This is a genomic window from Shimia sp., from assembly GCF_965227725.1.
Classification (GTDB): domain Bacteria; phylum Pseudomonadota; class Alphaproteobacteria; order Rhodobacterales; family Rhodobacteraceae; genus Shimia.
In genome coordinates, this window is record NZ_CBDDGH010000004.1 from 365,493 (window position 1) to 389,834 (window position 24,342).

General features: G+C 56.6%; 20 protein-coding genes. 8 read left to right on the forward strand and 12 right to left on the reverse strand.

The window, feature by feature from the left end:
* Positions 1-2: 2 nt before the first annotated feature.
* Positions 3-1,337, forward strand: a complete 1,335-nt coding sequence (locus ACO07T_RS09620; protein ID WP_422049209.1) for a S41 family peptidase — start codon at positions 3-5, stop codon at positions 1,335-1,337.
* Positions 1,338-1,409: 72 nt separating this feature from the next.
* Here ACO07T_RS09620 and ACO07T_RS09625 read toward each other — a convergent pair whose 3' ends face one another.
* The gene (locus ACO07T_RS09625; protein WP_422049210.1) at positions 1,410-4,064 is read right to left on the reverse strand and encodes a methyl-accepting chemotaxis protein; all 2,655 of its coding nucleotides are present in this window, start codon (positions 4,062-4,064) and stop codon (positions 1,410-1,412) included.
* 81 nt (positions 4,065-4,145) lie between these two features.
* Positions 4,146-5,306 carry an ABC transporter substrate-binding protein gene (locus ACO07T_RS09630; RefSeq protein ID WP_422049211.1) on the reverse strand — a complete coding sequence of 387 codons (1,161 nt, stop codon included), beginning with the start codon at positions 5,304-5,306 and terminating at the stop codon, positions 4,146-4,148.
* 440 nt (positions 5,307-5,746) lie between these two features.
* Between ACO07T_RS09630 and truB the strand changes: the two genes are divergently transcribed.
* The 4 genes from truB to ACO07T_RS09650 all read left to right on the forward strand — a co-directional run bounded on the left by truB (position 5,747) and on the right by ACO07T_RS09650 (position 8,467).
* Positions 5,747-6,658: a tRNA pseudouridine(55) synthase TruB gene (truB, locus tag ACO07T_RS09635; RefSeq protein ID WP_422049212.1), complete on the forward strand. Its 912-nt coding sequence runs from the start codon at positions 5,747-5,749 to the stop codon at positions 6,656-6,658.
* 16 nt (positions 6,659-6,674) lie between these two features.
* Complete coding sequence (locus ACO07T_RS09640; RefSeq protein WP_422049213.1) at positions 6,675-7,184, forward strand: DUF1643 domain-containing protein; 510 nt, start codon at positions 6,675-6,677, stop codon at positions 7,182-7,184.
* A gap of 147 nt (positions 7,185-7,331) precedes the next feature.
* Positions 7,332-7,601 carry a 30S ribosomal protein S15 gene (gene rpsO, locus ACO07T_RS09645; RefSeq protein WP_209058765.1) on the forward strand — a complete coding sequence of 90 codons (270 nt, stop codon included), beginning with the start codon at positions 7,332-7,334 and terminating at the stop codon, positions 7,599-7,601.
* A gap of 146 nt (positions 7,602-7,747) precedes the next feature.
* Entirely contained in the window at positions 7,748-8,467 is a 720-nt protein-coding gene (locus ACO07T_RS09650; RefSeq protein ID WP_422049214.1) for a sterol desaturase family protein, read from the forward strand.
* Positions 8,468-8,485: 18 nt separating this feature from the next.
* On the opposite strand, the gene ACO07T_RS09655 is transcribed toward ACO07T_RS09650, so the two are convergent.
* From ACO07T_RS09655 to ACO07T_RS09665, 3 genes are all read right to left on the reverse strand, one after another.
* A complete protein-coding gene (locus ACO07T_RS09655) occupies positions 8,486-8,986 on the reverse strand; it encodes a hypothetical protein (RefSeq protein ID WP_422049215.1) in 501 nt (166 codons plus the stop codon).
* Positions 8,983-9,201: a hypothetical protein gene (locus tag ACO07T_RS09660; RefSeq protein ID WP_422049216.1), complete on the reverse strand. Its 219-nt coding sequence runs from the start codon at positions 9,199-9,201 to the stop codon at positions 8,983-8,985. The genes ACO07T_RS09655 and ACO07T_RS09660 overlap by 4 nt, the downstream gene beginning before the upstream one ends.
* Before the next feature lie 232 nt (positions 9,202-9,433).
* Positions 9,434-10,366, reverse strand: a complete 933-nt coding sequence (locus ACO07T_RS09665; protein WP_422049217.1) for an SGNH/GDSL hydrolase family protein — start codon at positions 10,364-10,366, stop codon at positions 9,434-9,436.
* A gap of 251 nt (positions 10,367-10,617) precedes the next feature.
* Here ACO07T_RS09665 and pnp point away from each other — a divergent pair, with 251 nt between their 5' ends.
* Positions 10,618-12,759, forward strand: coding sequence for a polyribonucleotide nucleotidyltransferase (pnp, locus tag ACO07T_RS09670; RefSeq protein ID WP_422049218.1), 2,142 nt, complete (start codon positions 10,618-10,620; stop codon positions 12,757-12,759).
* A gap of 140 nt (positions 12,760-12,899) precedes the next feature.
* On the opposite strand, the gene ACO07T_RS09675 is transcribed toward pnp, so the two are convergent.
* From ACO07T_RS09675 to ACO07T_RS09685, 3 genes are all read right to left on the reverse strand, one after another.
* On the reverse strand, positions 12,900-14,513 hold the full coding sequence (locus ACO07T_RS09675) for a methyl-accepting chemotaxis protein (RefSeq protein ID WP_422049219.1): 1,614 nt from the start codon (positions 14,511-14,513) through the stop codon (positions 12,900-12,902).
* Complete coding sequence (locus ACO07T_RS09680; protein WP_209076750.1) at positions 14,510-14,821, reverse strand: hypothetical protein; 312 nt, start codon at positions 14,819-14,821, stop codon at positions 14,510-14,512. Before ACO07T_RS09680 ends, ACO07T_RS09675 begins: the two co-directional genes overlap by 4 nt.
* Positions 14,822-15,057: 236 nt before the next feature.
* The gene (locus tag ACO07T_RS09685) at positions 15,058-15,711 is read right to left on the reverse strand and encodes a peroxiredoxin (RefSeq protein ID WP_209076747.1); all 654 of its coding nucleotides are present in this window, start codon (positions 15,709-15,711) and stop codon (positions 15,058-15,060) included.
* Between the two features lie 268 nt (positions 15,712-15,979).
* On the opposite strand from ACO07T_RS09685, the gene ACO07T_RS09690 reads away from it, so the two are divergent.
* Entirely contained in the window at positions 15,980-17,407 is a 1,428-nt protein-coding gene (locus tag ACO07T_RS09690) for an aldehyde dehydrogenase family protein (RefSeq protein WP_422049220.1), read from the forward strand.
* 66 nt (positions 17,408-17,473) lie between these two features.
* Here ACO07T_RS09690 and ACO07T_RS09695 read toward each other — a convergent pair whose 3' ends face one another.
* The 4 genes from ACO07T_RS09695 to ACO07T_RS09710 form a co-directional block, all read right to left on the reverse strand.
* Positions 17,474-18,805, reverse strand: coding sequence for a DEAD/DEAH box helicase (locus ACO07T_RS09695; RefSeq protein WP_422049221.1), 1,332 nt, complete (start codon positions 18,803-18,805; stop codon positions 17,474-17,476).
* 373 nt (positions 18,806-19,178) lie between these two features.
* The gene (locus tag ACO07T_RS09700; RefSeq protein ID WP_422049222.1) at positions 19,179-20,516 is read right to left on the reverse strand and encodes an ABC transporter permease; all 1,338 of its coding nucleotides are present in this window, start codon (positions 20,514-20,516) and stop codon (positions 19,179-19,181) included.
* A 1-nt stretch (position 20,517) separates the two neighbouring features.
* Positions 20,518-21,324: an ABC transporter ATP-binding protein gene (locus tag ACO07T_RS09705; protein ID WP_209076734.1), complete on the reverse strand. Its 807-nt coding sequence runs from the start codon at positions 21,322-21,324 to the stop codon at positions 20,518-20,520.
* Between the two features lie 114 nt (positions 21,325-21,438).
* Positions 21,439-22,434, reverse strand: coding sequence for an ABC transporter substrate-binding protein (locus ACO07T_RS09710; protein ID WP_422049223.1), 996 nt, complete (start codon positions 22,432-22,434; stop codon positions 21,439-21,441).
* Between the two features lie 399 nt (positions 22,435-22,833).
* Here ACO07T_RS09710 and ACO07T_RS09715 point away from each other — a divergent pair, with 399 nt between their 5' ends.
* The gene (locus ACO07T_RS09715; RefSeq protein WP_422049224.1) at positions 22,834-24,234 is read left to right on the forward strand and encodes an aspartate aminotransferase family protein; all 1,401 of its coding nucleotides are present in this window, start codon (positions 22,834-22,836) and stop codon (positions 24,232-24,234) included.
* Positions 24,235-24,342 lie beyond the last annotated feature (108 nt).

The window sequence follows — 24,342 nt, forward strand, 5'->3', positions numbered from 1 at the left end:
CAATGAAGAAATTCGTCGCCGCCGCAGCAGGAGGCATCGTGGCGGGGCTTTTGGTCACCACTCAGGTGGCCGGGCCACTCCTGGCGCAAGAAAGCGAGCGCAAGACCAACGTCTATGAACAGCTGGACCTGTTTGGCGACATCTTTGAACGCATTCGCATTCAATATGTTGAAGAAGTGGACGAGGGTGACCTGATCGAAGCAGCAATCAACGGCATGCTGACGTCGCTCGACCCTCACTCCAGCTACCTCTCTCCGGATGACGCAAGCGACATGCGCGTGCAAACACGCGGCGAATTTGGCGGGCTGGGCATCGAAGTCACGCAGGAAGAGGGCTTTGTAAAAGTCGTCTCTCCAATCGACGACACGCCGGCCGCCTCCGCCGGCATCGAAGCAGGTGATTTTATCACCCACGTAGATGGCGAAAGCGTTCTGGGCCTAAACCTTGATGAAGCAGTTGAACGTATGCGCGGCCCGGTGGGCAGCGAGATCGTGATCACAGTGGTGCGCGAAGGTGAACCCGAACCGTTTGACGTCACCATCATCCGTGACACCATCAAGCTCACTGCCGTACGCTCCCGCACCGAGGGTGACAGCGTTGTTCTACGTGTGACCACGTTTAATGACCAAACCACTCCGAACCTTGAAAGTGGCTTTGCCAAACAAGTTGAGGAACTTGGTGGCATGGAAAACATCAACGGCATCGTTCTGGATCTGCGTAACAACCCAGGCGGCTTGCTGACCCAGGCGATCAGCGTGTCTGACAGCTTCCTTGAAAAGGGTGAGATCGTCTCGACCCGCGGCCGGAATCCACAAGATGGCGAGCGCTACAACGCGACACCCGGCGATCTGGCTGAAGGCAAACCGATTGTCGTGCTGATCAACGGCGGCTCTGCATCTGCATCAGAAATTGTGGCTGGCGCCCTGCAGGACCATCGCCGCGCAATTATTGTTGGCACCAAGAGCTTTGGCAAAGGTTCTGTGCAGACTGTGATGCCGCTGCGAGGTGATGGCGCGATGCGTCTCACGACCGCGCGCTATTACACGCCGTCTGGCCGCTCCATCCAAGCCCTCGGCGTCAGCCCGGACATCGTTGTGGAACAGCCGCGCCGTGCACCGGAGACAGAGGATGAAGAGGAAACCAACCGCAACATCCGCAGTGAAGCGGATCTGCGTGGCAGCCTCAACAACGACAGCCTGACTGAGGACGAACGGCGCCAGATCGAAGAAGATCGCGAGAAAGCTGAAGCCGCGGCCAAGCTGCGCGAAGAGGATTATCAGCTCGCCTATGCGCTCGATATCCTCAAAGGCCTCTCAGCCCTAGGTCCAACCGAGTAATCGGGCCCATAGAAAACGCGAAAGGGCGCTGATCATCTCAGCGCCCTTTATGTGTCAAGAGCACAGCAGGCTTTACTCAGCTGCCCACTGAGGCTCTTGATTTTCTTCCCAATCCTCTTCGTCTGCGGACAGTTCCGAAGAATTGGAAACAGCAAAGTGCGACATGAGGCCGGAGAGCCTTTCTGCGTTCTGGCTCAAAAGTTGGCCCGCAGCGCTTGTTTCTTCGACCATCACAGCATTTTGCTGCGTCACTTGATCCAGCTGTGACACTGATTTGTTAGCCTCTGACAATCCGTTTGCCTGAGACGCCGAGGATTCCGCAATATGACCCACGAGCCCTGAGATATGGCTCACGCGGTCAGAAATACTGCGCAGGGCTTCGCCTGTTTTGGCGACCAAATCCACACCGTGCTCGACCTGTTGCGTGCTCTTGGAAATCAGGTCTTTGATTTCGCTCGCTGAATCCGTTGTACGATGCGACAGGCTGCGCACTTCAGATGCAACAACGGCAAAGCCACGTCCGGCATCTCCGGCGCGTGCAGCCTCAACCCCTGCATTCAATGCCAACAGGTTGGTTTGGAATGCGATGTCGTCGATCACGCCAATGATCTGCGCAATCTGTGCAGAACTGGTTTCGATATCCTGCATCGCCAAGACGGCATCTTCGACCACCTTACGGCTTTGCGCAGTTTCATCGCGCGCGTTCTCAGTCGTGATGGCCGCATCCTGTGAGCCACTCGCAGCGGATTGCACGCTGTTGGTCAACGCTTCGATAGAAGATGCCGTTTCCTCAAGCGTTGCCGCCTGACTTTCGGTGCGATACGCCAAATCGTTGGAGGCCTGACTGATCTCAGCGGAACCGTTACGGATCGACTCTGCCACGCTGACCACTTCCTGAACGGTTTCATTCAGCGTTTCGGCAGTTGTGTTGAAATCATCTTTCAGCTTGGCATAGCCCGCGGTCAACTCTGCTTCGATACGATAACTCAGATCACCATCGGCCAATTTCGCCAATCCGGTGCCAATCGCATCCACAGCCGCCATCTGCTCGGCTCGGTTCTTTTCGCGCTCCGCTTCGGCAACCCGCGTATTTTCTTCTTTCTCGACAAGACCGTCACGGAAAACCTTTAGCGCATTCGCTATTCGCGCGATCTCATCACTCGCCCGTTCGAACCCTTCGACAGGGCTCATATCCCCCTGAGACAGGCGCTCGGTGGTTTTGCTGATCGCATTCAACGGACGGCTGATCAACACGTAGCTGAGCAGAAGCGCAACACCGACCAACCCAAGCGCTGCCCAGCCCATGAGCATGAGGTGTTCTTTCACCTGCGATGCATCGGCAGCGAGCGCTTTGGCCTGAGTGGTTATGGTGCCTTGGCTTTCCAAACCACGCATGGAGGCCTGACCAGCAATCTTGAGCACAGCATCCACCGTTTCGTTGGCCGCTTCGGTCGCTGAACCATCCGCTTCGATAGACGCGATACGGAACGAGGCAAGCCCCAGCCCAGGCTCTGCAATTGCGGTGATTTGGTCGATCATCTCAGCGATGCGCCCATCTCCAAAATCCCGATATGACACCAATTTCTGAGCGGCCGCAGACATAGCCTTTTCTTCGCGCATCGCAGCATCAACTGTATGGGCGGTCACAACTTTCAAAGCATCACTCTGGAAGACACCAAGCGCGGAGTTGATCTCCAGAAGCGCATTCATAAATGCCACTTCGTTATCAAGAAGCCCTTGGATAGCTTCTCGGTTCCCAGTCGCGGCATCGTCAGCCGCGATTGTTAGCTCAAATAGCATGTCGTCTACGGCGCTCACAAGAATGGCGTCCGCGCGCTGGCGAATGGCCAAAACCTCATCGCGTGGCACACCTCGGCCAATCAGGCCTGCTGAAATCGCTTTGAGCAATCCGGCAGAGACTTCCTGCAAAGAGTCCGCTACCGGCGCACCAGCTTCAAAACCCTCCAGAGTGGTAAGCGCTTCTTTCAAGCGGTTGTGCGACGAAATTCCGAGATCCGACAGTATCGAGCGCATCGAGCGATCTTTGGACGTCGACATCGCCAAAGACACCCCCGTCAAAAAATTGATCTCAGCGCGCGTGTCCAATAGTGCCTGTAGCGTTGCAAAGCGTGTGTCGACCAAATCAAGCAATGTGGCATCAATTGAGGTCATCGTATCCTCGCCCTGCACCACAATGTCAAAATAGGCGTCGTCAGCAATTTCCAGCAATGCACCGGTCAAGGCCGCTCCTGCAGCTTGCAGGTCCGCAATCATTGCATTGGATTGGGCTGTGCTTTCAAAAGCTGTTGTGCGGGCTGAGATCGAAGTGCGCAACGTATTACGCACTTGTGTTAGATCGGCCTCAAATTCGGCTTTCACTTCTTCAGGCAAGCTATCCACGGCATACGTAAGCTCCGCGCTCGAAGCGCGCACTTTTTGCGAAGCGGCTTCCAGCTCTTCAGCATTATTGGCCACCAACACAGCGATCATCGCATCTTTGGTGTTGTTGGCCGACATAATCAGAGCGTTGCTTTGCGCCAGCTTTGGGAGATCGCTCTCCGTCATCTGGCGCACACTTTGATCAACACGATCAAAGGACTGATAATTCACATAGCCAGCACCAAAAGCGACAGCCATGAGCGTAAGCAATAGGAAGGTGATTTTACCGCGTATGCTCGACAGGACATTCAGTCGGCGTAAAATCTGAGACGCTCGTGAGCGGAGCATGGTCATACCTCTAGATAATCTTTTGGCGAAGTGCCCCGCGAAAACAAGCGGGGCAATTTGGCATTTTCACGAACTTGCGTTTTAAGAACCGCCTGCAGCGACAATAGGTGTAAAGCTGCCATCAGCAGCGATACGGGTCAGGAAGACATCGTCCATGCCCTGATTGTCGCCCGCGCCGAAAGTCATGGTCACACCACCTAGATCGACAGCTTCAAGTCTTGCCATAGCCGCCAGAAAACTTTCGCGTGTCAGAGATTTGCCAGCTGCATTCAGCCCTTCGATCGCCAGGCGTCCGACCATGTAGCCTTCCAGCGTCACAAAACCCGGCTTCTCTTCTGCATCCACTGCCGCCAGTGCTTCGGTGTACTGCGCCACGACAGGGATAGAGGCGTCCCACGGAAATGGCACCACCTGACTGATAATCACGCCCTCACCATCTGCACCCAATTCATTGGCCAATGCGGATGAGCCCACGAATGAAATATTAACGAACTCCGCATCGATCTTCATCTTCCGCGCCAACTTGATAAATTCAGCGACCGGCTTGAAAGCTCCAACCATCACGACGGCATCTGGCTTGGCCTTGCGGATCGACAGAAGCGCCTTTTTTACGGCAACTGTGTTACGGGTATAGGTGCCCTCTGCCGCAAGGCTCATACTGCGTTTTTCAAGCGCAGCATTCACGCCGGCCAAGCCCACACGACCAAAGCCATCGTCTTGATAGAGGATCGCGATGTTTTTCAGCCCTTGCTGGTCAACAAGGTATTCGATCCACGCTTCTGTTTCGGCGGCATAGGTTGCGCGCACATTGAATATATTGCCATGGCTCGCGTCGCGCAAAAAACCGGCGCCTGTGAATGGGCCAATAAAGGGCATGTTGGCTTCCGTGGCGATCGGTTGTGTCGCTGAGGATGTTGGCGTGCCAACGGGGCCAATCAAGCCAATATGATTGTTCCCTTCCACGACAGATTTGACCAAAGTAGCAGAACGATCCGGCTCATAGCCATCATCCATGCTTTCCAGTTTCAGCATGCGACCATGCACGCCGCCCGCAGCATTCGCCTCCTCAAAAGCTGCCATGATGCCAAGGCGCATACCTGTGCCAAGTGCAGCAGCTGGTCCGTCCAACGCAGCGACCTGTGCAAAGGTCACGCTGGTATCGGTTATGCCTTGCTCTGCATGGGCAAACAAAGGCAAAGCGGCAATTGTGGCTGCCGCGAGCATCGTGTTTCTGAAAAACATGTAAAGATCTCCGGTTCGCTGATCTTCACAGTCTCTGAATCACCGTCATAAGTTTCCGTTAATCGGCTTTTGGCACGGATACCTAAGGGTGTTCATTTTCAATCTAATTTGAGCTGGTTTGGACTAATAATCACACATCTAGAAAACTATGGTTTTGTTTCAGAGACTTATGGATTTTTCGGCTGAACAGAGAAAACGACCCGACTCTCAATTCAAAGTTGCTTCGTCAATTTCCCCTCAACAAACAACTAAACCCTAGAGAGTGTTGATGTCTGCGAGTTGAAACCATGCATTGACTCTGAAACTTTATATACAGGCTGCAATCTTTTTAAGGTGCGCTCTGATTCTCTCACTCAGCTCACAGGGTCAAATTGACACCCAGCTTCCAATCCGCTACGCCGCCGCTTCCACCACACTTCCAAAAAGACAAAGGTTAGGTCATGGGGCGTAAGCGCAAGGGACGTGATATTTCTGGCTGGCTCGTGGTCGACAAGCCCGCAGGCATGACCTCCACCTCTGTGGTCAATAAGGTCCGCTGGGCCTTTGACGCGAAGAAAGCAGGCCACGCAGGCACCCTTGATCCCGATGCCACCGGTGTGCTTGCCGTGGCCCTTGGCGAGGCCACCAAAACTGTGCCTTTCATCACCGATGCGCTGAAGGCCTATACTTTCACCGTGCGTCTGGGTCAGGCCACCAACACCGACGATGCCGAAGGCGAAGTGATTGCCCAATCCGATCTGCGCCCCTCTGACGAGGATATCAAAGCTGCGTTGGGTCAGTTTGTGGGCGACATCATGCAGGTGCCACCCAAGTTTTCCGCGGTGAAAATCGACGGCCAGCGCGCCTATAAACTGGCCCGCGACGGCGAGGATGTGGAACTTGCCGCCCGCCCGCTCTGGGTCGAAGAGCTGGTGATGGTGGACCGCGAGGACGAAGACCACGTCACCCTTGAAATGACCTGCGGCAAAGGCGGCTATGTGCGCTCCATTGCCCGTGATCTGGGCGCGGCACTTGGCTGTCACGGCCACGTGCGCGAGCTGCGCCGCATCTGGTCCGGCCCGTTTGACGCCGCCGATGGCCTCACCATCGAGCAGATCGACGAAATGGCCAAACAGCCCGAGCTCGACACCCACCTGCGCCCGCTTGAACAGGGCCTTGAGGAGCTCACCGAGGTCAAAGCCACCCCCGACGGCGCCGCCCGTCTGCGCAATGGCAACCCCGGCATGGTGATCGCTCATGATGTGGAATACGGCGAGGAATGCTGGGCCAGCTATGAGGGCGAGGCCGTGGCCGTGGGCATCTTCAAAGCGGGCGAGCTGCACCCCAACCGGGTGTTCGTGAAAGCCGGATAACCCTGGTCGCTGCTCCATGATCACGCGCCATTTTCAGAAAGAGGATGCCACCTCCTCTGCGATCTATTCAGATTGCGAAACCTACCGCTATGCGCTGACCCGTGTCTGGAACGATGCGCAGCCGCGCGTGCTTTTCATCATGCTCAACCCTTCCAAGGCCACCGAGCAGCAGAACGACCCCACCATCGAGCGCTGTGAACGCCGCGCCCGCGCGCTGGGGTTTGGCGGCTTTCGCGCGGTCAATATCTTTGCCCTGCGCGAAACCGACCCCAAGAAAATGCGCGCCCACCCGGCCCCGACCGGCCCGGACAATGACGCCATCGTGGCCGAAAGCTGTGACTGGGCCGATGTCATCCTTGCCGCATGGGGTGCCCATGGCGACCATCTCAATCGCGGCTTTGAAATGCGCGACGTGCTCGCCGGTCTGAACAAACCCATGCACACGCTGGGCCTCACCAAAGCAGGCCACCCCCGCCATCCGCTCTATATCTCCTACGCCCAACAGCCCGAACCCTGGGATCTGTGAGAGATCTAGCGCACAAAACCCTTTTCTTTTTGGCCTCTGAGGACTAAATACGCCCATCCACCGGAGATTCTCCGGCGGATTTCTCTATGGACCTTGCTGGACGACATCCCGGCTTGTGCCCGAAACCTTTTGATATAGGAGACCCCGATGTCGATCACTGTTGAAGAAAAAGCACGCCTGATGAAAGAATTCGCGACCAAAGAGGGCGACACCGGTTCTCCGGAAGTCCAGGTTGCGATCCTGACATCCCGCATCAACACCCTGACTGAGCACTTCAAAACCCACAAAAAAGACAACCACGGCCGCCGTGGTCTTCTGAAAATGGTTGCTCAGCGTCGTAAGCTTCTGGACTACACCAAAGCCAAAGACGAAGCACGCTATCAGGACCTGATCAAGCGTCTGGGCATCCGTCGCTAAGACGTCGCTCATTGCGAGATTACCGGAAACGCCTGCTCTCTTGAGCAGGCGTTTTGCGTTGTGGGGACCAGTCAGCTTTACGCAAAGTCAAATTTGACAGCCCCCGCAACAGCCAACACACTCTTCTGTCAAAGGGAGAGGACATCATGAAAGACGCATTGTCAGTTTTGATCCGGATGGGCAGCCTGCACCGTTTGCTGCCATTCTGGCTGTTTGGTCTTTGGCTGATCACGCAGAACCTATCGTGGTGGGTTCCTTTAGCGCTGGTCTATGGTTACATCGCGCAGCTGTTTGTTGAATACCTGATGCACCGTTTCCTGTTGCACCGCGAACCTCCCACAGATCAGAGCGTCTTCAACGACCTCTACCGCAGCCATATTGGCCACCATGAGTACCCTTCAGATGCGGAATTCTTCACCGGAGGAGATAACTGGTATCCAGTGCGTTTCGGGATCCTGTCGATCGCGCTGCATACCCTTCTGCTTTGGCCAATTCTGGGCTTAAGCCTCGCGTTCACCGTCGCCTATATCGCGCTTTTTGTGGGATCGGTGATCGCCTTCGCTACCTATGAATACTGCCACACGCTGGCCCACCTCAACGTAAAGAAGGGACGCTTTGGCCAATACGTGACCCGCAAGCACCTCGCTCATCACTTTCAGGACCATCACGCGACTTTTCAGGTCAGCTTTGGTCTGGACTGGATCGATCGACTTTTCGGCACGGCACATGACAAAGCCGAAGCCCGTGCGCGCTATGACCGCAAAACCATACTATCGATGGGAATGGACCCAGAGGATCTGCGCCTTGTGACTGCACGCAAAGCCTTTGGCATCACCCAACGGCCAGGCGCAAAGAAAGCCTCCTAGCGCCTGCGCTTGGCGGGCTTACGCCACAACGGAGAGTTTTGGTTTGCCCAGCTTGCGGCTTGCAAGCTTGACGCCTGCGGGAAAACGGTGGGCAAAACCAAGACCAGCGCGGATCAAATCTGGATCCATACGCCCGCGCGTAACAAAAGCGACCGCACTGCGCGCGCCCGAGGCTTTGTCACGCCGCATGTGATGCAGCATCGACATGATTTGCATCTCATCATCTGTCATATGTTCGCGGGTTTCGATGCAAAGCGGATCGATCATCTCAGGCCCACCATCTCGGCTATCAAAAAGAGCCAGAGCCACACGATTGAGCAAATGCGCGACGGGCAAACCAATCGCCTCTCCCCAACGCTCCACCGCAATATCCTGCCCCCGCGCCCAACCGCGCGGATCGCTTTCAGACAGCCCTATCATGATGTGACGCAATACGGGCAGCAGGCCATACTCAAACTCGTCACACCCAATGGTGCGCAGCGCTTTTACGGAGTGCACGTTTCGATCCATCTTACTCATGCCCGTTTCCTGCCATCGTTTTTAGCAGAAACAATCGACACTACATTTTGAGGCAAACCCGCTGGGTCAATCGGTGCGATTGGCATCGGAGACGCTGCGGCTGCAGGAAACCGTAAGCTGGCTTCCATTGCCTCACGCAATTCTGGTTTCAATCCGCTCCCGAAGCCCTGCGCAGTTTGATCTGCAGCCAACAATCCCAGAAATGCATGAACCATTGTGTTTCCTTTCAGCTCAACAATGAACCGTGCGCGATTGGTCATTTGAAACGACGACAAACCGCGCACGTAGAATTGGAAACCAGAGCTATCGAAAGGGTATCTTGGCTAGGTAGTCGCTATCTGACAAATTTAGTCAACAATTGCAAGCCATGTCATCATTCTCCCAAAAGGCAAGACGCCGCACCCGGGGGGCGCGGCGACTTACCATTCAAATCAGATCGTTAGTAGACTACTGGACTTTGTCGTGTGTGGAGATCACGGCCGCCACACGCTTGCCGATCTCGCGGCTGCCTTTCAGCGACGGGTGAATCATATCTCCGCTATGAAAACTGCGATCTCCATGCGGGACAAGATCCGCGAGAGAGACAAAATGGACCCCTCGGTCCAGTGCAGCAAGCTTGGCGATACGCGCTTCAAGCGCCTCACCATTGTCGCGACAGCTTTCAATCGGAGACCAGACCCCTGGACTGCGCAAGTAACCAACCCATGCCACCTGCGCGCCTTTCTGACGTAGTTCTTGAACCAGCATCGGTATTGCGCCACGTTTGCCATCTTCGCTGATAAGCTTGTTCAACTTACGGGTACACTTCCCGCACCCACAGCCAAGCCAAAGATCGTTGCCACCACCATTAAGCACCACCCAATCCCACGCGCCGTTGCGATACTGGCTGGCGATTTTCATGCCCATGGCTCCCGAAATCGGCAATTTATAAAGCACACGTGCCCCGCTGACTGCGTTGCTTGCCACGGGTTCGCCGAGAGCATTTTCCAAGGCATGTGACACAGACTTCTGCGTCAAGCTGTGCCATGCCATCATGCTGTCGCCCATCGCCAGGATACGTGCCTCCTTCTCTTGAGGCACCACAGCGTTTTTGGCCACAACATCCGCTGTGCTTGAGAGCACAGCTGTTTCCGAAGACTCTTCGGAGGATACACTGGGTATATCCTCAAGCGGAGGCGTTGACGCGCATCCCGCAACAAGAAACACAACGGCAAAGCCAATGGCCAACAAAAGGGTATATGGGGCTCTTATCAAATAGTCTCTCATACGCACGCCTAATCCACGCAAATTCGAATCGAACACGGCGAGCCCCCAAGCCGCATCAGTCCAACTCAATCTCGCCCAATTTATGGTTAATTGCCACGATTGCTTCGTGAACAATGTGTTGCGACTCCCGCTATAGTCGCAACCCTCAAGGGGCAAAACGCGCCAAAAGCGCCTCCTTCAAAGCTTACCCTACGCAAAATCTGGTTTCCAAAAGCCTTATTTTCCGATATGGGCCGGTCATCTGAAAGCTTGCGCTCTGATCCCGGCGCTCGAAGCAAGATAAGGGGGATCGGCGGCAATGGGGCCGCTATTTCAAACGGGAGACCCGGGATACGCTCGGGAGTGCTCCCAGCTAGGATACGATGATGTTCGAAGTAACAAAGAAATCCATGCAGTGGGGCGAAGAGACGCTCACACTGGAAACGGGCAAAGTGGCCCGTCAGGCCGACGGCACCGTGATCGCCACTCTGGGCGAAACCTCCGTCATGGCCAACGTGACCTTTGCAAAGGCACCAAAGCCCGGTCAGGACTTTTTCCCGCTGACCGTACACTACCAAGAGAAATACTACGCCGCCGGTAAAGTACCGGGTGGCTTCTTCAAGCGCGAAGCGCGCCCGACTGAGAAAGAAACCCTGACCGCGCGTCTGATCGACCGTCCGATCCGCCCGCTGTTTGTTGATGGCTTCAAAAACGAAGTTCTGGTGATGTGCACCGTGCTGTCCCACGATCTGGTCAACGACCCGGACATCGTGGCGATGATCGCAGCTTCTGCCGCGCTGACCATCTCCGGCGCACCATTCATGGGCCCAATCGCGGGCGCACGTGTGGGCTTTGAAGACGGCGAATACGTTCTGAACCCAACCGTTGACGACATGCAGGATCTGCGCTCCAACCCGGACCAGCGTCTGGATCTGGTTGTGGCCGGCACCAAAGACGCCGTGATGATGGTTGAATCTGAGGCCTATGAGCTGACCGAAGCAGAAATGCTTGGCGCTGTAACCTTTGCACATGAGCAGATCCAGCCGGTGATCGACCTGATCATTGATCTGGCAGAAGACGCCGCCAAAGAACCGTTTGACTTCCAACCACCAGAGTACACCGAGCTGTTTGACGCGGTGAAAGCGGCTGGCGAAGAGCAAATGCGTGCAGCTTTCGCTCTGCGTGACAAGCAAGAGCGCACTTCCGCTGTTGCCGCTGCCCGTGACGCGATCAAAGAGGCTCTGACTGAAGAGCAACTCGAAGACGCAAACCTCGGTTCCGCGCTGAAGAAGCTCGAAGCAGGCATCCTGCGTGGCGACGTAGTGAAAACCGGCGTCCGTATTGACGGCCGTAAAACCGACGAAGTCCGCGACATCGTTTGTGAAACCGGCATGCTGCCACGGACCCACGGCTCCGCTCTGTTCACCCGCGGTGAAACTCAGGGCCTCGTTGTGACCACTCTGGGCACCGGCGACGACGAGCAGATCATCGACGCGCTGCACGGCAACTTCCGCTCCAACTTCCTGCTGCACTACAACTTCCCTCCCTACTCCGTAGGTGAAGTTGGCCGCGTGGGCTCCCCCGGCCGTCGTGAAATCGGTCACGGCAAGCTGGCATGGCGCGCGCTTCAGGCGGTTCTGCCAGCGGCAACCGACTTCCCATACACTGTGCGCGTGGTATCCGAAATCACCGAATCCAACGGGTCTTCCTCCATGGCGTCCGTTTGCGGTGGCTCCCTGTCCATGATGGACGCAGGTGTGCCTCTGAAATCTGCTGTTGCCGGTGTGGCCATGGGCCTCATCCTGGAAGACAGCGGTGACTACGCGATCCTGACCGACATCCTGGGTGACGAAGACCACCTCGGCGACATGGACTTCAAAGTGGCGGGTACCGAAAACGGCATCACCTCGCTGCAGATGGACATCAAAGTCGCAGGCATCACACCTGAGATCATGGAAAAAGCGCTGGCACAGGCGAAAGAAGGCCGTATGCACATCCTGGGCGAGATGAACAAATCTCTCTCCGGCGCATCCGAGTTCTCCGTCCACGCGCCACGCATCGAGACCATGAACATCCCAACCGACAAGATCCGCGAAGTGATCGGCTCCGGTGGTAAAGTGATCCGCGAGATCGTCGAAGTGTCCGGCGCCAAAGTCGACATCAACGACGAAGGCGTGATCAAGATCGCCTCCCCGAATGGCGATTCCATTCAGAAGGCCTATGACATGATCCACGCGATCGTGGCAGAGCCGGAAGAAGGCGCGGTTTACACCGGTAAAGTTGTGAAAATCGTCGACTTCGGTGCCTTCGTGAACTTCTTCGGCAAGCGCGACGGTTTGGTGCACGTGTCTCAGATCGAGAACCGCCGCCTGAACCACCCGTCTGACGTTCTGAAAGAAGGTCAGGAAGTGAAAGTCAAACTGCTTGGCTTTGACGACCGCGGCAAGGTGCGCCTGTCCATGAAAGTTGTGGATCAGGAAACCGGCGAAGAGATCGTTCTTGAGAAAAAGGAGAAGAAAGAAGACTAAGCGCTTCCTTCTCTGACATCAGAAAGCCCCGGTGGACACGCCGGGGCTTTTTTGTTGGGCCACACAGCCCCGCCCTGACACAGAAAAACCGCCCCGGAAGTCCCGAGGCGGCTTGTTTCTTTCAAACGATGTGTGGCGTATCAGGCGGCTGCCACCGTCTCGTCATCGTCACCAAACAACTCCACATCCCCGGCAGCCACGGCCTGAGCGTCGTCAGCCTCAGCACCGGCGTCTGCCTCAGCCACCTGGAAGCCGGACAGCCCATCCACCAGACGGTCCACCGACATATCGAGGCTGGAGGTCGCCGCAAAAGCCTCTTCAGAACGCGCCGCATTGGCCTGTGTCTCGGAACCGATGGTCTGCATACTGTCGCGGATCTGCGACACAGATTGCGCCTGCTTGTCGGAAATCTCCGAAATCTCGGCGATATTGGTGCGCACTTCGCTCACATCGTTCAGGATGGTCTCCAGCGCGCCGCCCACTTCACGCACCAGCGCCACACCGCTGGCCACATGGCCGTTGCTTTGGCTGATCAGCCCGTTGATGTTCTGCGCTGCTTCTGCCGAGCGATGCGCCAGTTCGCGCACTTCAGAGGCCACAATCGCAAACCCTGCGCCCGCTTCCCCGGCACGCGCCGCTTCCACGCCCGCGTTCAGCGCCAGCAGATTGGTCTGGAAGGCGATGTCTTCGATCAGCGCGACAACCGTGTCAATCTGCGCCGAGCTCGCCTCGATCTCATCCATCGTGGTGACCGCCTTGCGCACAACCTCGGTGCCCTCACGGGTCAGCTTGGTGGTGTTGTCAAACCGCGCCTGCGTGTCCATTGCCTTCTCAACAGCGCCTTTCATAGCGTCGGCAATCTGCTCCACGGCACCGGTCACATGCTGCAACTCACCTGCCTGTTTCTCCGTGCTATGCGCCACATTCGAGGACACCTCACGCAGCTCCCGGCTGTCGACCTCAATCTGGTTGGAAATCGTGGTCACAGAACGCACAATCCCGCTCAGGGATTCCACAGACGCATTGAAGCTCTTGCGCAGATCTTCATAGCTGTTTTCAAATGGCTCACGCACATAGGCATCGAGATTGCCATCCGAGATCATAGTCAGCTTGCCGTGCAGGGTGTTCACCACATCAGACTGCACCTTGTCCTTGGCCTCAATGCTCGCCTTTTCCGAATTCAGCGTATCCATCAGATCCTGCTGTGCCTGCTGCTCTTTGGCCAGCTCCTGAAGCTGCCTGCGGTAATTGTTCACAGAAACCACCAGAATGGCGGTTTCCGCCACAACGATCACCGCATGAATCACGGTGCGCTCAATGTTCCCGATCAGCTCCACCGAGGGATAAACCAGCGCCGGAAAGAGAAACGTCAGCGCAAGGTGGTGCACCGCAATCACCCCGGCGGCCACCAGTATCGACACCGGGCACACCAGCACCGTGGTGATCGCCAGCATCGCAAAGAACATCATGTGGATATCAAGCTGCCAAGCATGCCCGGCCATGGCCGCAAGCAGCACCATGATCTGGCCAGAACCCGCAACCGCAACGCTCAGGCGTGCAGCCATATTGCCGTTCAGCCGCATCGCATAAAGCGCCAGCCCCACCAAAACCGCAGACGATCCGCCCATCGCGATGACATTGCCACCACGCAGAACGGCGACCCCCACAACGAGGGCACCCAGAAACGCAGTCAGGATCGCCATGACTTTCACGCCGGTTTGCTGCGAGTGAATTAGTTTTGGATTTTCGATCATGCTTGTTCTCCACACAGCCAGGACAGCGCCTTGCCGTCCAAAATGGCCCATGCTCCATTTTCTTTCAGTCTGTCTTCAAAGTTCGCGCTATCTGACATTCCCATAACAGCCATGGGGGCGCGGGAAACGCCCACCAGCCAGCCACCGGAGGCTTTTACAATGCCCTCCAGATCCGCTCCCGGACCTGCCACAACCACCACCGGTCCACCCTCCGTCAAAGGCGCACCGACCACTGCCAGGACAGGAGTCACTGTCAGACAGAATACCGAAGCGAGAATCGCTGGGAGGAATTGGAGAGGCTTAGTCATGCGTACATCTGTGCGGAAAGGTCTTTCCAGCACATTAACTGCCACACAGCGGGCAGCGCGCAAACGCTTAAGAATTTAGCGTATCGCACAACCTTTAGGATAAAGCGACAAGGGGTATTTGCATTACCCAAGCAAAAAGCACCGCCAAGATTTGACGGTGCTTCTTAATAGATTGGCGCTGTTCTTGTCAGAATAAAGTCCTATTCACAAAGGCTTACATCTTAAGGCAGCCGTAGTTAACCCGGCAGCTTGGTTGTGCGCAGATACGGGAAGTGCGTTGTGAACGCACCATATTTTGCCGTTGCGTCCTCATCACTCACGGCAACCGGAATCACGACATCACCACCCGGTGTCCAGTTCGCCGGCGTCGCAACATTCTCCTTCGCAGCGGTCTGCAGAGCCTCAAGTGCCCGCAGAATCTCTGCAAAATTGCGCCCCACATTCATCGGATAGGTCATCGACAGCTTCAGCTGCTTGTCCGGGCCGATGATAAACACGGACCGCACAGTGGCGCTGTCCGCAGGGGTGCGCCCGTCCGGCAAATAGGCCTCTGCTGGCAGCATATCAAAAGCTTTGGACACCGCCAGTCCATCATCTGCGATGATCGGGAAACCCGCATCTGCACCAGCGTAGGACTCGATGTCCTTCTTCCAGCCTTTGTGATCTTCCACACCGTCAACAGAAACGCCCATCACCTTCGTGCCACGCTTTGCCCATTCATCGGCAAGCTGGGCAACCGCACCAAACTCGGTGGTGCAGACAGGTGTAAAGTCTTTAGGGTGGGAGAACAGGATCGCCCAGCTGTCCCCAATCCAATCATGGAAAGTGATCGTGCCCTGATCCGTTTCGGCGGTAAAGTTTGGCACAACATCATTAATTCTCAGGCCCATTAGTCTCTCCCTGGTCATGGGGCTCTAATCGCATCTCGCCATCCTGCCCAAATAAGCCCCGCTGGGTGTGGCGGCATCGAAATTCATCTAAATCAAATATTCAGATCGCGCGCAGAGTACATCCACCTCCTTGGAACGTCACCCCTGTAGACGGGTGTTTATTTCGCAGAGCAAATATAGATGACCCGGCGTCGCATTCGATACCCGCGGACTTGCACCGGATATGTACCGCAGGCAGAGTGCGTCCAAGATTGCGAGGGAGTGCACCATGATCGACAAACGCAAATTCTATATCAATGGCCAATGGGTTGATCCCGTAGAAGCCAACGATCTCCATGTCATTGACCCGGCCACCGAAGAACCTTGCGCCGTTATTTCGCTTGGCGATCAAGCGGACACTGACGCCGCCGTAGCTGCGGCACGCGCGGCCTTTCCAGCTTGGGCAGACACTCCGCTTGAGGACCGTGTCACGCTGGTCAAAAAACTGCGCGAAATCTACGTCGCCCGCCGTGCAGATATGGCGGAAGCGATGCGTGCGGAAATGGGTGCGCCAATTGATCTTGCAACCACCAGCCAATGGGGTAGCGGCACCTGGCATCTAGACGGCTTCCTGGAGGCGCTAGAAACGTTTGAATTTGAGTACGCCATGGGCGCAGACCGCATGCGAAAAGAGCCCATCGGCGTCTGCGGCATGATCACCCCATGGAACTGGCCGATGAATCAGGTCTTCCTGAAGGCCATCCCCGCGCTTCTGGTGGGCTGCACCATGGTGCTCAAACCCTCCGAAATCGCGCCACTCTCCTCGATTGTCTTTGCCGAGATGATGGACGAAGCGGGCTTCCCTGCGGGTGTGTTCAACATGGTCAACGGCGATGGCATCGGCGTCGGCAGCCAGCTATCATCCCACCCCGATGTGGATATGATCAGCTTCACCGGCTCCACCCGCGCCGGCATCGCCATTTCCAAAGCCGCCGCCGACACCCTCAAACGTGTCAGCCTCGAACTGGGCGGTAAAGGCGCCAACATCGTCTTTGCGGATGCGGATGAAAAGGCCGTGAAACGCGGCGTCATCCACTGCATGCAAAACTCCGGCCAATCCTGCAACGCCCCCACCCGCATGATGGTGGAAAGCAGCTTCTACGCCGCCGCCGTGGATCAGGCCAAAGCCGCCGCTGAGGCTGTGCAGGTGGGGCCCACCACCGAGGCAGGCCGCCACATCGGCCCGGTGGTCTCAGAGCTGCAGTTCAACAAAATCCAGAGCCTGATCGAAACCGGCATCAAAGAGGGTGCCACCCTTGTCGCCGGTGGTCTGGGCCGCCCGGAAGGTGTGAATAAGGGCTACTATGTGCGCCCCACCGTCTTTGCCGATGTCACCCCCGAGATGACCATCTACCGCGAAGAAATCTTCGGCCCGGTGCTGGCGATCTCGTCTTTTGACAGCGAAGCGCAGGCGGTTCAGATGGCCAATGACACGGTCTATGGCCTCACCAACTACATCCAGACACAGGATGACGAAAAGCGCCTGCGCGTGGCCCGTCAGGTGCGCTCCGGTATGGTGGAAACCAACGGCGTGGGCCGCGTCAACGGCTCTCCCTTCGGCGGCTACGGCCAATCCGGCAATGGCCGCGAAGGCGGCGGCTGGGGTCTGGAGGAATTCTGCGAAACCAAAGCGATCTCCGGCGTGCCAATGGGCTGACCGGAAGGCTTAAACAAAACAAAAGGCCGCAGCACACCGCTGCGGCCTTTTTTATTGAGGCTGTATTTATGCGGCTGGCTTGCGCGAGCGGTTGCGCCGTCGACGCGGGCGGCCGCCACCGGGCTTGTCATTGCCATTGGCCGCGCTTTTGGGCTGACCGCCAGCAGGTTTGGCGCCACCGCCGGGCCTTCCACCGCCGGGTTTGCCGCCACCGCGCTTGCGCCCGCCGCCACCGGAACGTGGCCCGGTGCCATATTCTTTCTTCATCTCCCGAAGCTCATCGGTCGGGCGGTCAAACTTGCGCCCGATCAGCTTTTCGATGTCCTTCAGATAGTCGCGCTCATCCAGCGCACAGAAGGAAATCGCGCGCCCATCACGGCCCGCCCGCGCGGTGCGGCCAATCCGGTGCACATAGCTTTCGGCCACATTGGGCAGATCAAAGTTGATCACAAGCGAGATCACCGGAATATCAATCCCGCGCGCCGCCACATCTGTCGCCACCAGCACGGTGATCTCACCATCGCGAAACGCCTTGATCGCGCGGTCCCGCTGCCCCTGGCTCTTGTTGCCGTGGATCGAAGCCGCGTTGAACCCGTCAGCGACAAGCTGCTTCATCATCCGCTCCGCACCATGTTTGGTGCGCGAGAAAATCAGCGTGCTCTCGCCCATGTTCTCCGACAGGATCTCCCGCAGGCGCACACGTTTTTCGCCCTTCTCCAGATACTCCACGCTCTGCGTGATCTTATCCGCGGTCTTGCCCGGAGGCGCGATCTCCACCCGCTTGGGCTTGGTCAGATAGCTCTGGCTCAGCTCTTCCATCTGCTTGGGCATGGTGGCCGAAAACAGCATGGTCTGGCGCGGCGTGCCCAGATGCGGTGCGATTTTGCGCAGGGCATGGATAAAGCCCATGTCCAGCATCTGATCCGCTTCATCCAGCACCAAGTTGGTAACAGTGGACAGGTTGATCTCCTTGCGGTCCAGCAGATCAATCAGCCGCCCCGGCGTCGCCACCAGAATGTCGGTGCCACGCGACAGCATCGCAATCTGGCGGTTGATCGACTGTCCGCCCACCACGGTCATCACCTTCATCGGTGTGCCCTGCACCAGCGGGCGCAGGTTGTCCGCAATCTGATTGACCAGCTCCCGTGTGGGTGCCAGCACCAGCGCTTTCACCGACCGGGGCAAGGGCTTGCCCGGCTGTTCCAACAGGCGATCCATCATCGGCAGGCCAAAGGCCAGCGATTTCCCGGTGCCTGTCTGCGCAAGGCCGAGAATGTCATGTCCTTCAAGCGCTAGCGGAATCGCCTTGGCCTGAATCGGGGTTGGGGCATCAAAGCCGTGCTTCTTCAACCCTTTCAAAAGAGTGGAAGACAGGCCCAGTTCTTCAAATTGCGCCACGATATATCCTTTCCACCGCACCCCGTTTTGGCGCACGGCAAATAGCGGCCTCTTTCACAGAGACCGCCCAGAGGTTTGACAGCACCGCCATTGCACAGACCCATTCCGTGCCAACCCGGCCTATCCGTCAGAACCCTGCGTGATGGGAACGAAACTGTCGCTGATGCGCCTGTCGGCCCTCTGTGGGGCGCGGCGCGGCCTGCTCACGCGGCTGCGCAACGACGCGCTTCACATATAGGTTCGGCGTCATTTGTCAACCTTGGCACATAAATCACAAAGGGCCGGCGCACGCCGCACCGGCCCTCATGTTACTCATTCTGCAAAAATCATGGGGTTGCCACATCTGTGATGTGGCAGGGGAAAAGCCACGAATTCACCCTTTGCCTTTCCAGGGCACCAGATATTTCTCACCCCAGCGCATCAGCATATCGATCCCAAATCCGATGATGCCAATCAGGATGATACCCATCAGCACGATATCCGTGTCCTGGAACTTCGACGCCGCCACGATCATCTTACCGACGCCCTTCTCAGCGGCCACCAGTTCAGCGGCCACAACGGTGCCCCAGCAAACCCCCATCGCCACACGCGCGGCAGTGAATATCTCGGGCAAAGAGTTAGGAATGATCACGTGGCGCAGGATTTGGCGTTTGTTTGCACCCAGAGAGTAGGCCGCATGCACCTTTGAAATCTTCACGCCAGACACACCGGAACGCGCCCCGATCGCCATAATCCAAAGTGCCGCGAGGAAGAGCAGGATGATCTTACCCTGCTCGCCAATCCCAGCCCAGATGATCACCAGCGGGATCAAAGCCAACGGCGGCACAGGGCGCATAAATTCCACAATCGGGTCAAACCAACCACGGAACCAGTTCGAAAGGCCCATGGCGTAACCCAGCGGAATGCCAACCGCCGCGCCCAGCGCGAAGCCAACGATCACTCGGAACAGTGAATAGCTCAGGTGCTCTGCCAACGTGACATTCTGATAACCGTCGCGGCTCACAGAAATCAGGCGCTGCCAGACGCTTTCTGGAGCAGGCAACCAGATCGATTCCATCTGCATGCCTTTGGCCGGTTCAAAGTTCAGCGTGCCCTTGTCGGTCAGTGCCACACGGCCAAAGCCAACATCGACATCCGCGTCACGGCTGATCGGCGCACCATCTACGGCAACAATCTTGGCGCCATCTTTGCGGGTCACCTCATCATTGGCATCCCATCGCAACAGTTTGCTGCGATACGCCTGCACCACCAGCGCATCATCTTTGGCCAAGCCATCACCTGGCGCGACTTCTGGTGCTGCAGGCACCTGACCGGCCTCATGCACAATGACGCTGACAGTCGCATCATCCGTCTTGCCATCCTCGGCCTCAAGTGTGTAGGTGAAGCTTGCCTCGCCAACAAAGGGACCTGGCGCATGCAGGAAACCCGGCAGCCAGTTTGAGCCGGTAAACGATCCCCAAATCACAAAGATTAAGACCACCGAAATCACGGAGGCTGCTTTGTTGGAAATCACCGCACTTTCGTCGCCAAAAGTCACAGTTTTCAGTGAGGTATAATCCTGAAGCGAAGACAGGCGCTGCTTGATCTGCGTGTAGACAAACAGAGCAAACAGGATCAACCCAATATAGAGTGCCAGATACGGCAGCGCGCCAAGGACCGACAAAAACAGGGTCGCCAATTCGCCCCCAAGATCAGCAAATATCTGCCCCATCTTATGCGCCTCCCTCTGCACGGCCCATGATCTCTTCTTCCATGTTCCAGATCATGTTGAGGATCTCTTCGCGCGTCGGCGCGTAATCAGGGTGCTTCTTCACCTCACGCAAATCCGCTCCCACGCCGAGATCTGCAAAGGGCAGCCGGTATTCTTTGTGAATGCGCCCGGGGCGTGGCGCCATTACCAACAATCGCTCGCCCAGCAAGAGTGCTTCTTCCACTGAGTGGGTGATCAAAATGATCGTCTTCCCCGTCTCTTTCCACAATTTGAGCACAAGACTCTGCATCTTCTCCCGTGTGAGGGCGTCCAAGGCCCCCAAGGGCTCGTCCATCAGGATCACATCCGGGTCATTCGCAAGACAGCGGGCCAACGCCACACGCTGTTGCATGCCGCCTGACAGCTCATACACCATCTTCTCTTTGAAATCCTGCAGACCAACCACATCCAAAAGGTGGTCCACGATCTCTGCGCTTTCCGACTTTGGCATGCCTTTCATATCAGGGCCAAAGCTCACATTGTCCCGCACGCTCATCCATTCAAAAAGCGCACCTTGTTGGAACACCATCCCGCGTTCTGCATCCGGGCCTGTGACCTGATGCCCATTCATCACGATCTGTCCCTCGGTAGGTGCCAAGAACCCGGCCACAATATTCAGCAACGTGGTTTTACCGCAGCCCGAAGGCCCCAGCACGCTCAGCAATTCGCCCTGCTTGAGATCAAGGCTCACGTCCTTGAGCGCTTGCACATGCCCGCCATCGGGCAAATCAAAGCGCATGGACAGGTTTTCGATCGATAATCCGGTCATGGTTCCCAACTGCTTGTTCGCCCATTTTTCTGGGCACTGGCGGTTGTCCCGCCCTATCTTCTGGCTGTGAAACAAAGGCCCGCCAAGAACGAGGCGGGCCTTCAAGATTTGAAATTACAGGCCTTTGGCCGCTTCCAGAGGACCGGTATTCACGGTGCCCTCATAGCTGTCAAGCGCGCTCGGGATAGAGCCTGCGCCAACAAAGACGCCTGCAACGCCTTTCATGAAGTTTTGTGCTGTTCCGCCGAACCAAGCATCACCCAGCTGCTCTTCAACCGTTGGGAATTTAAACGTCGCGAGTGTCGCGGCAGTGGCTTCTTCATCCATGCCCGCGTCCTTGGCAATCACCGGCAACATTTTGGCTTGGTTGGCTTCATCGGCCCACATTGCGTTTGCGTCGGCGGTCACTTTCAGGAACTTCGCCAGCATCTCACTTTCTTCCGCGATGAAGGAAGCTGGTGCGGTGGTGGCGTCAAACACCAGAATACCCAGCTCTTCTTTCTCTGCACCAGTCAGCAAAACGTTGCCGTGCTCTTTCATGCGGCGCAACGCGCCGCCCCAACCACAGGCCATATCCAGCGAACCCTGCGCCAGTGCAGCCGCGCCTTCTGCCGGTGCCATGTCGACAACTTCCATGCCGCCCACGTCTACGCCGAAGTGGTTCATCTGGCTCAGGAAGCCGTAGTGCGCTGCAGTGCCCAGCGGCACAGCCACTTTCTTGCCAGCCAGCTCAGCGGCACTGTCTTTATCGATCTCAAGACCAGACGCCACAACGCAGTTGTCGTTGTCAGAATAAGACACAGCCACGTCCACAATCTGGATGTCCTGGCCGGCAGACGCCGCCACAACAAATGGTGGCACACCTTGGCTGACGGAGATTTGCACGTCGCCGGACGCCATCGCAGCGCTCATTGCGGTGCCTGTATCGAAGCTGACCCAGTTGATCTCGGTGCCCAGCGCTTCTTCATAGGTGCCCATTTGCTTGGCGTATTGGAAAGGCATCGGCCATTCGAGGAAGTAGGCCACTGTGATCTCTGCAGTCGCAGCCTGCGCGCCCATCATCATAGCGGTAGCAGCGGTGGCACCCATCAGCGTCTTTTTCAAGCTCATCGTATTTTCTCCCGTTGTCGTTATGGCGCGTTTGTACTCGAGATCTTCGGGCGTTTGGCCTCTTTTTTGATCATCGGCAATCTGCGTCCTCCTTGATCCGACCGGAATTTAGGCCACCGATCAATGTTTTTTTGGGGAATTGCCTGCCTCTGGTACACGGCTTTCACCCCTCAAAATTATTTGACCAATTGGTAGAAAACCATATAAAATAGGTATTTGACGCCCAAACATGGGATTTCAGAACGGCAAAATTCGATAATCTGGCCTTATACAGACAAATCTTTTGGCCCTATAAACATGCTTGAAAAAGTCGCGAGGATGTCGTGCAAACTTACATGAACCGCCCAAATAGGGCGCACACAACACCCCTGATTGCACCACTTCAAGGAGGCTTAAGCCATGGACGGCACTCTGAAAGAAAACGATATCAGCCACGTCGTCAAAGCCGACAAGGCCCATGTCTGGCATCATCTGGTTCAGCACAAACCGTTTGAAACCAATGACCCGCGCATCATTATCGAAGGCAAAGGCATGCGCGTCTGGGACCAAAACGGCAAAGAGTACATTGACGCTGTGTCCGGCGCTGTCTGGACGGTCAATGTTGGCTATGGCCGTGAGCGCATCGCCAACGCTGTCCATGAAAACCTTATGAAAATGTGTTACTTCGCCAATGCCGCGGGCAACGTGCCAGGTGCGCTTTATGCGGAAAAGCTGATTGAGAAGATGCCTGGCATGAGCCGCGTCTACTACTGCAACTCTGGCTCTGAGGCGAATGAGAAAGCCTTCAAAATGATCCGCCAGATCGCGCACAAGAAATATGGCGGCAAAAAGCATAAGATTCTCTACCGCGATCGCGATTACCACGGCTCCACGCTCGCCGCGATGTCGGCCGGTGGACAAGACGAGCGCAACGCACAGTATGGTCCCTTCGCCCCGGGATTCGTCCGTGTGCCACACTGCATGGAATATCGCAAAGATGAGCTGGGCCTTGGCCATCTTTCCGGTCGCGAATTCGGCATCGCTGCGGCAAACCAAATCGAAGAGGTGATCCTGCGCGAAGGCCCAGACACTGTTGGTGCACTCTGTCTGGAACCTGTGACTGCAGGTGGTGGCGTGATTACCCCACCGGAAGGCTACTGGGAACGCGTGCAGGAGATCTGCAAAAAGTATGACATTCTTCTGCACATCGACGAAGTGGTCTGCGGAATCGGTCGCACGGGCACCCATTGGTTCGGCTATCAGCATTACGGCGTGAAACCTGACTTCGTGACCATGGCCAAGGGTGTCGCCTCTGGCTACGCCGCCATCTCCTGCCTTGTAACCACCGAAGAAGTTTTCGAGCACTTCAAATCCGACCCATCGGACAAACTCGACCACTTCCGCGATATCTCGACCTTCGGAGGCTGTACCGCTGGCCCAGCGGCGGCATTGGAGAATATGGCCATTATTGAAGAAGAAGGCCTGCTGGAAAACTGCACAGCCATGGGTGAACGCATGATGGGCAACCTCAAAGCGTTGATGGAGAAGCACGAGATCATCGGAGATGTGCGCGGCAAAGGCTTGTTCCTCGGCTGCGAGCTGGTGAAGGACCGCGAAAGCAAGGAACCGGTGGACGAAGCCGACATCGCAGCAGTGGTTGCTGACTGTGGCGCCCAAGGGGTGATCATCGGCGCAGCTAACCGTTCCGTACCGGGCCGCAACAATGTGATCGCCTTCTCCCCAGCGCTCATCGCTACAGCTGCCGATATCGACGCGATCACCAATGCGGTCGACAATGCACTGAAAAAGATCTTCGGCTAAACGCCAACACTTGTCCCAAAGGCGAGGCACTCCCCTCGCCTTACTGCGCCGCCCAACCCCAAAAGGGGAGGGCGGCGTTTGTGGCTTCAGCGCATGATGTCGATGACC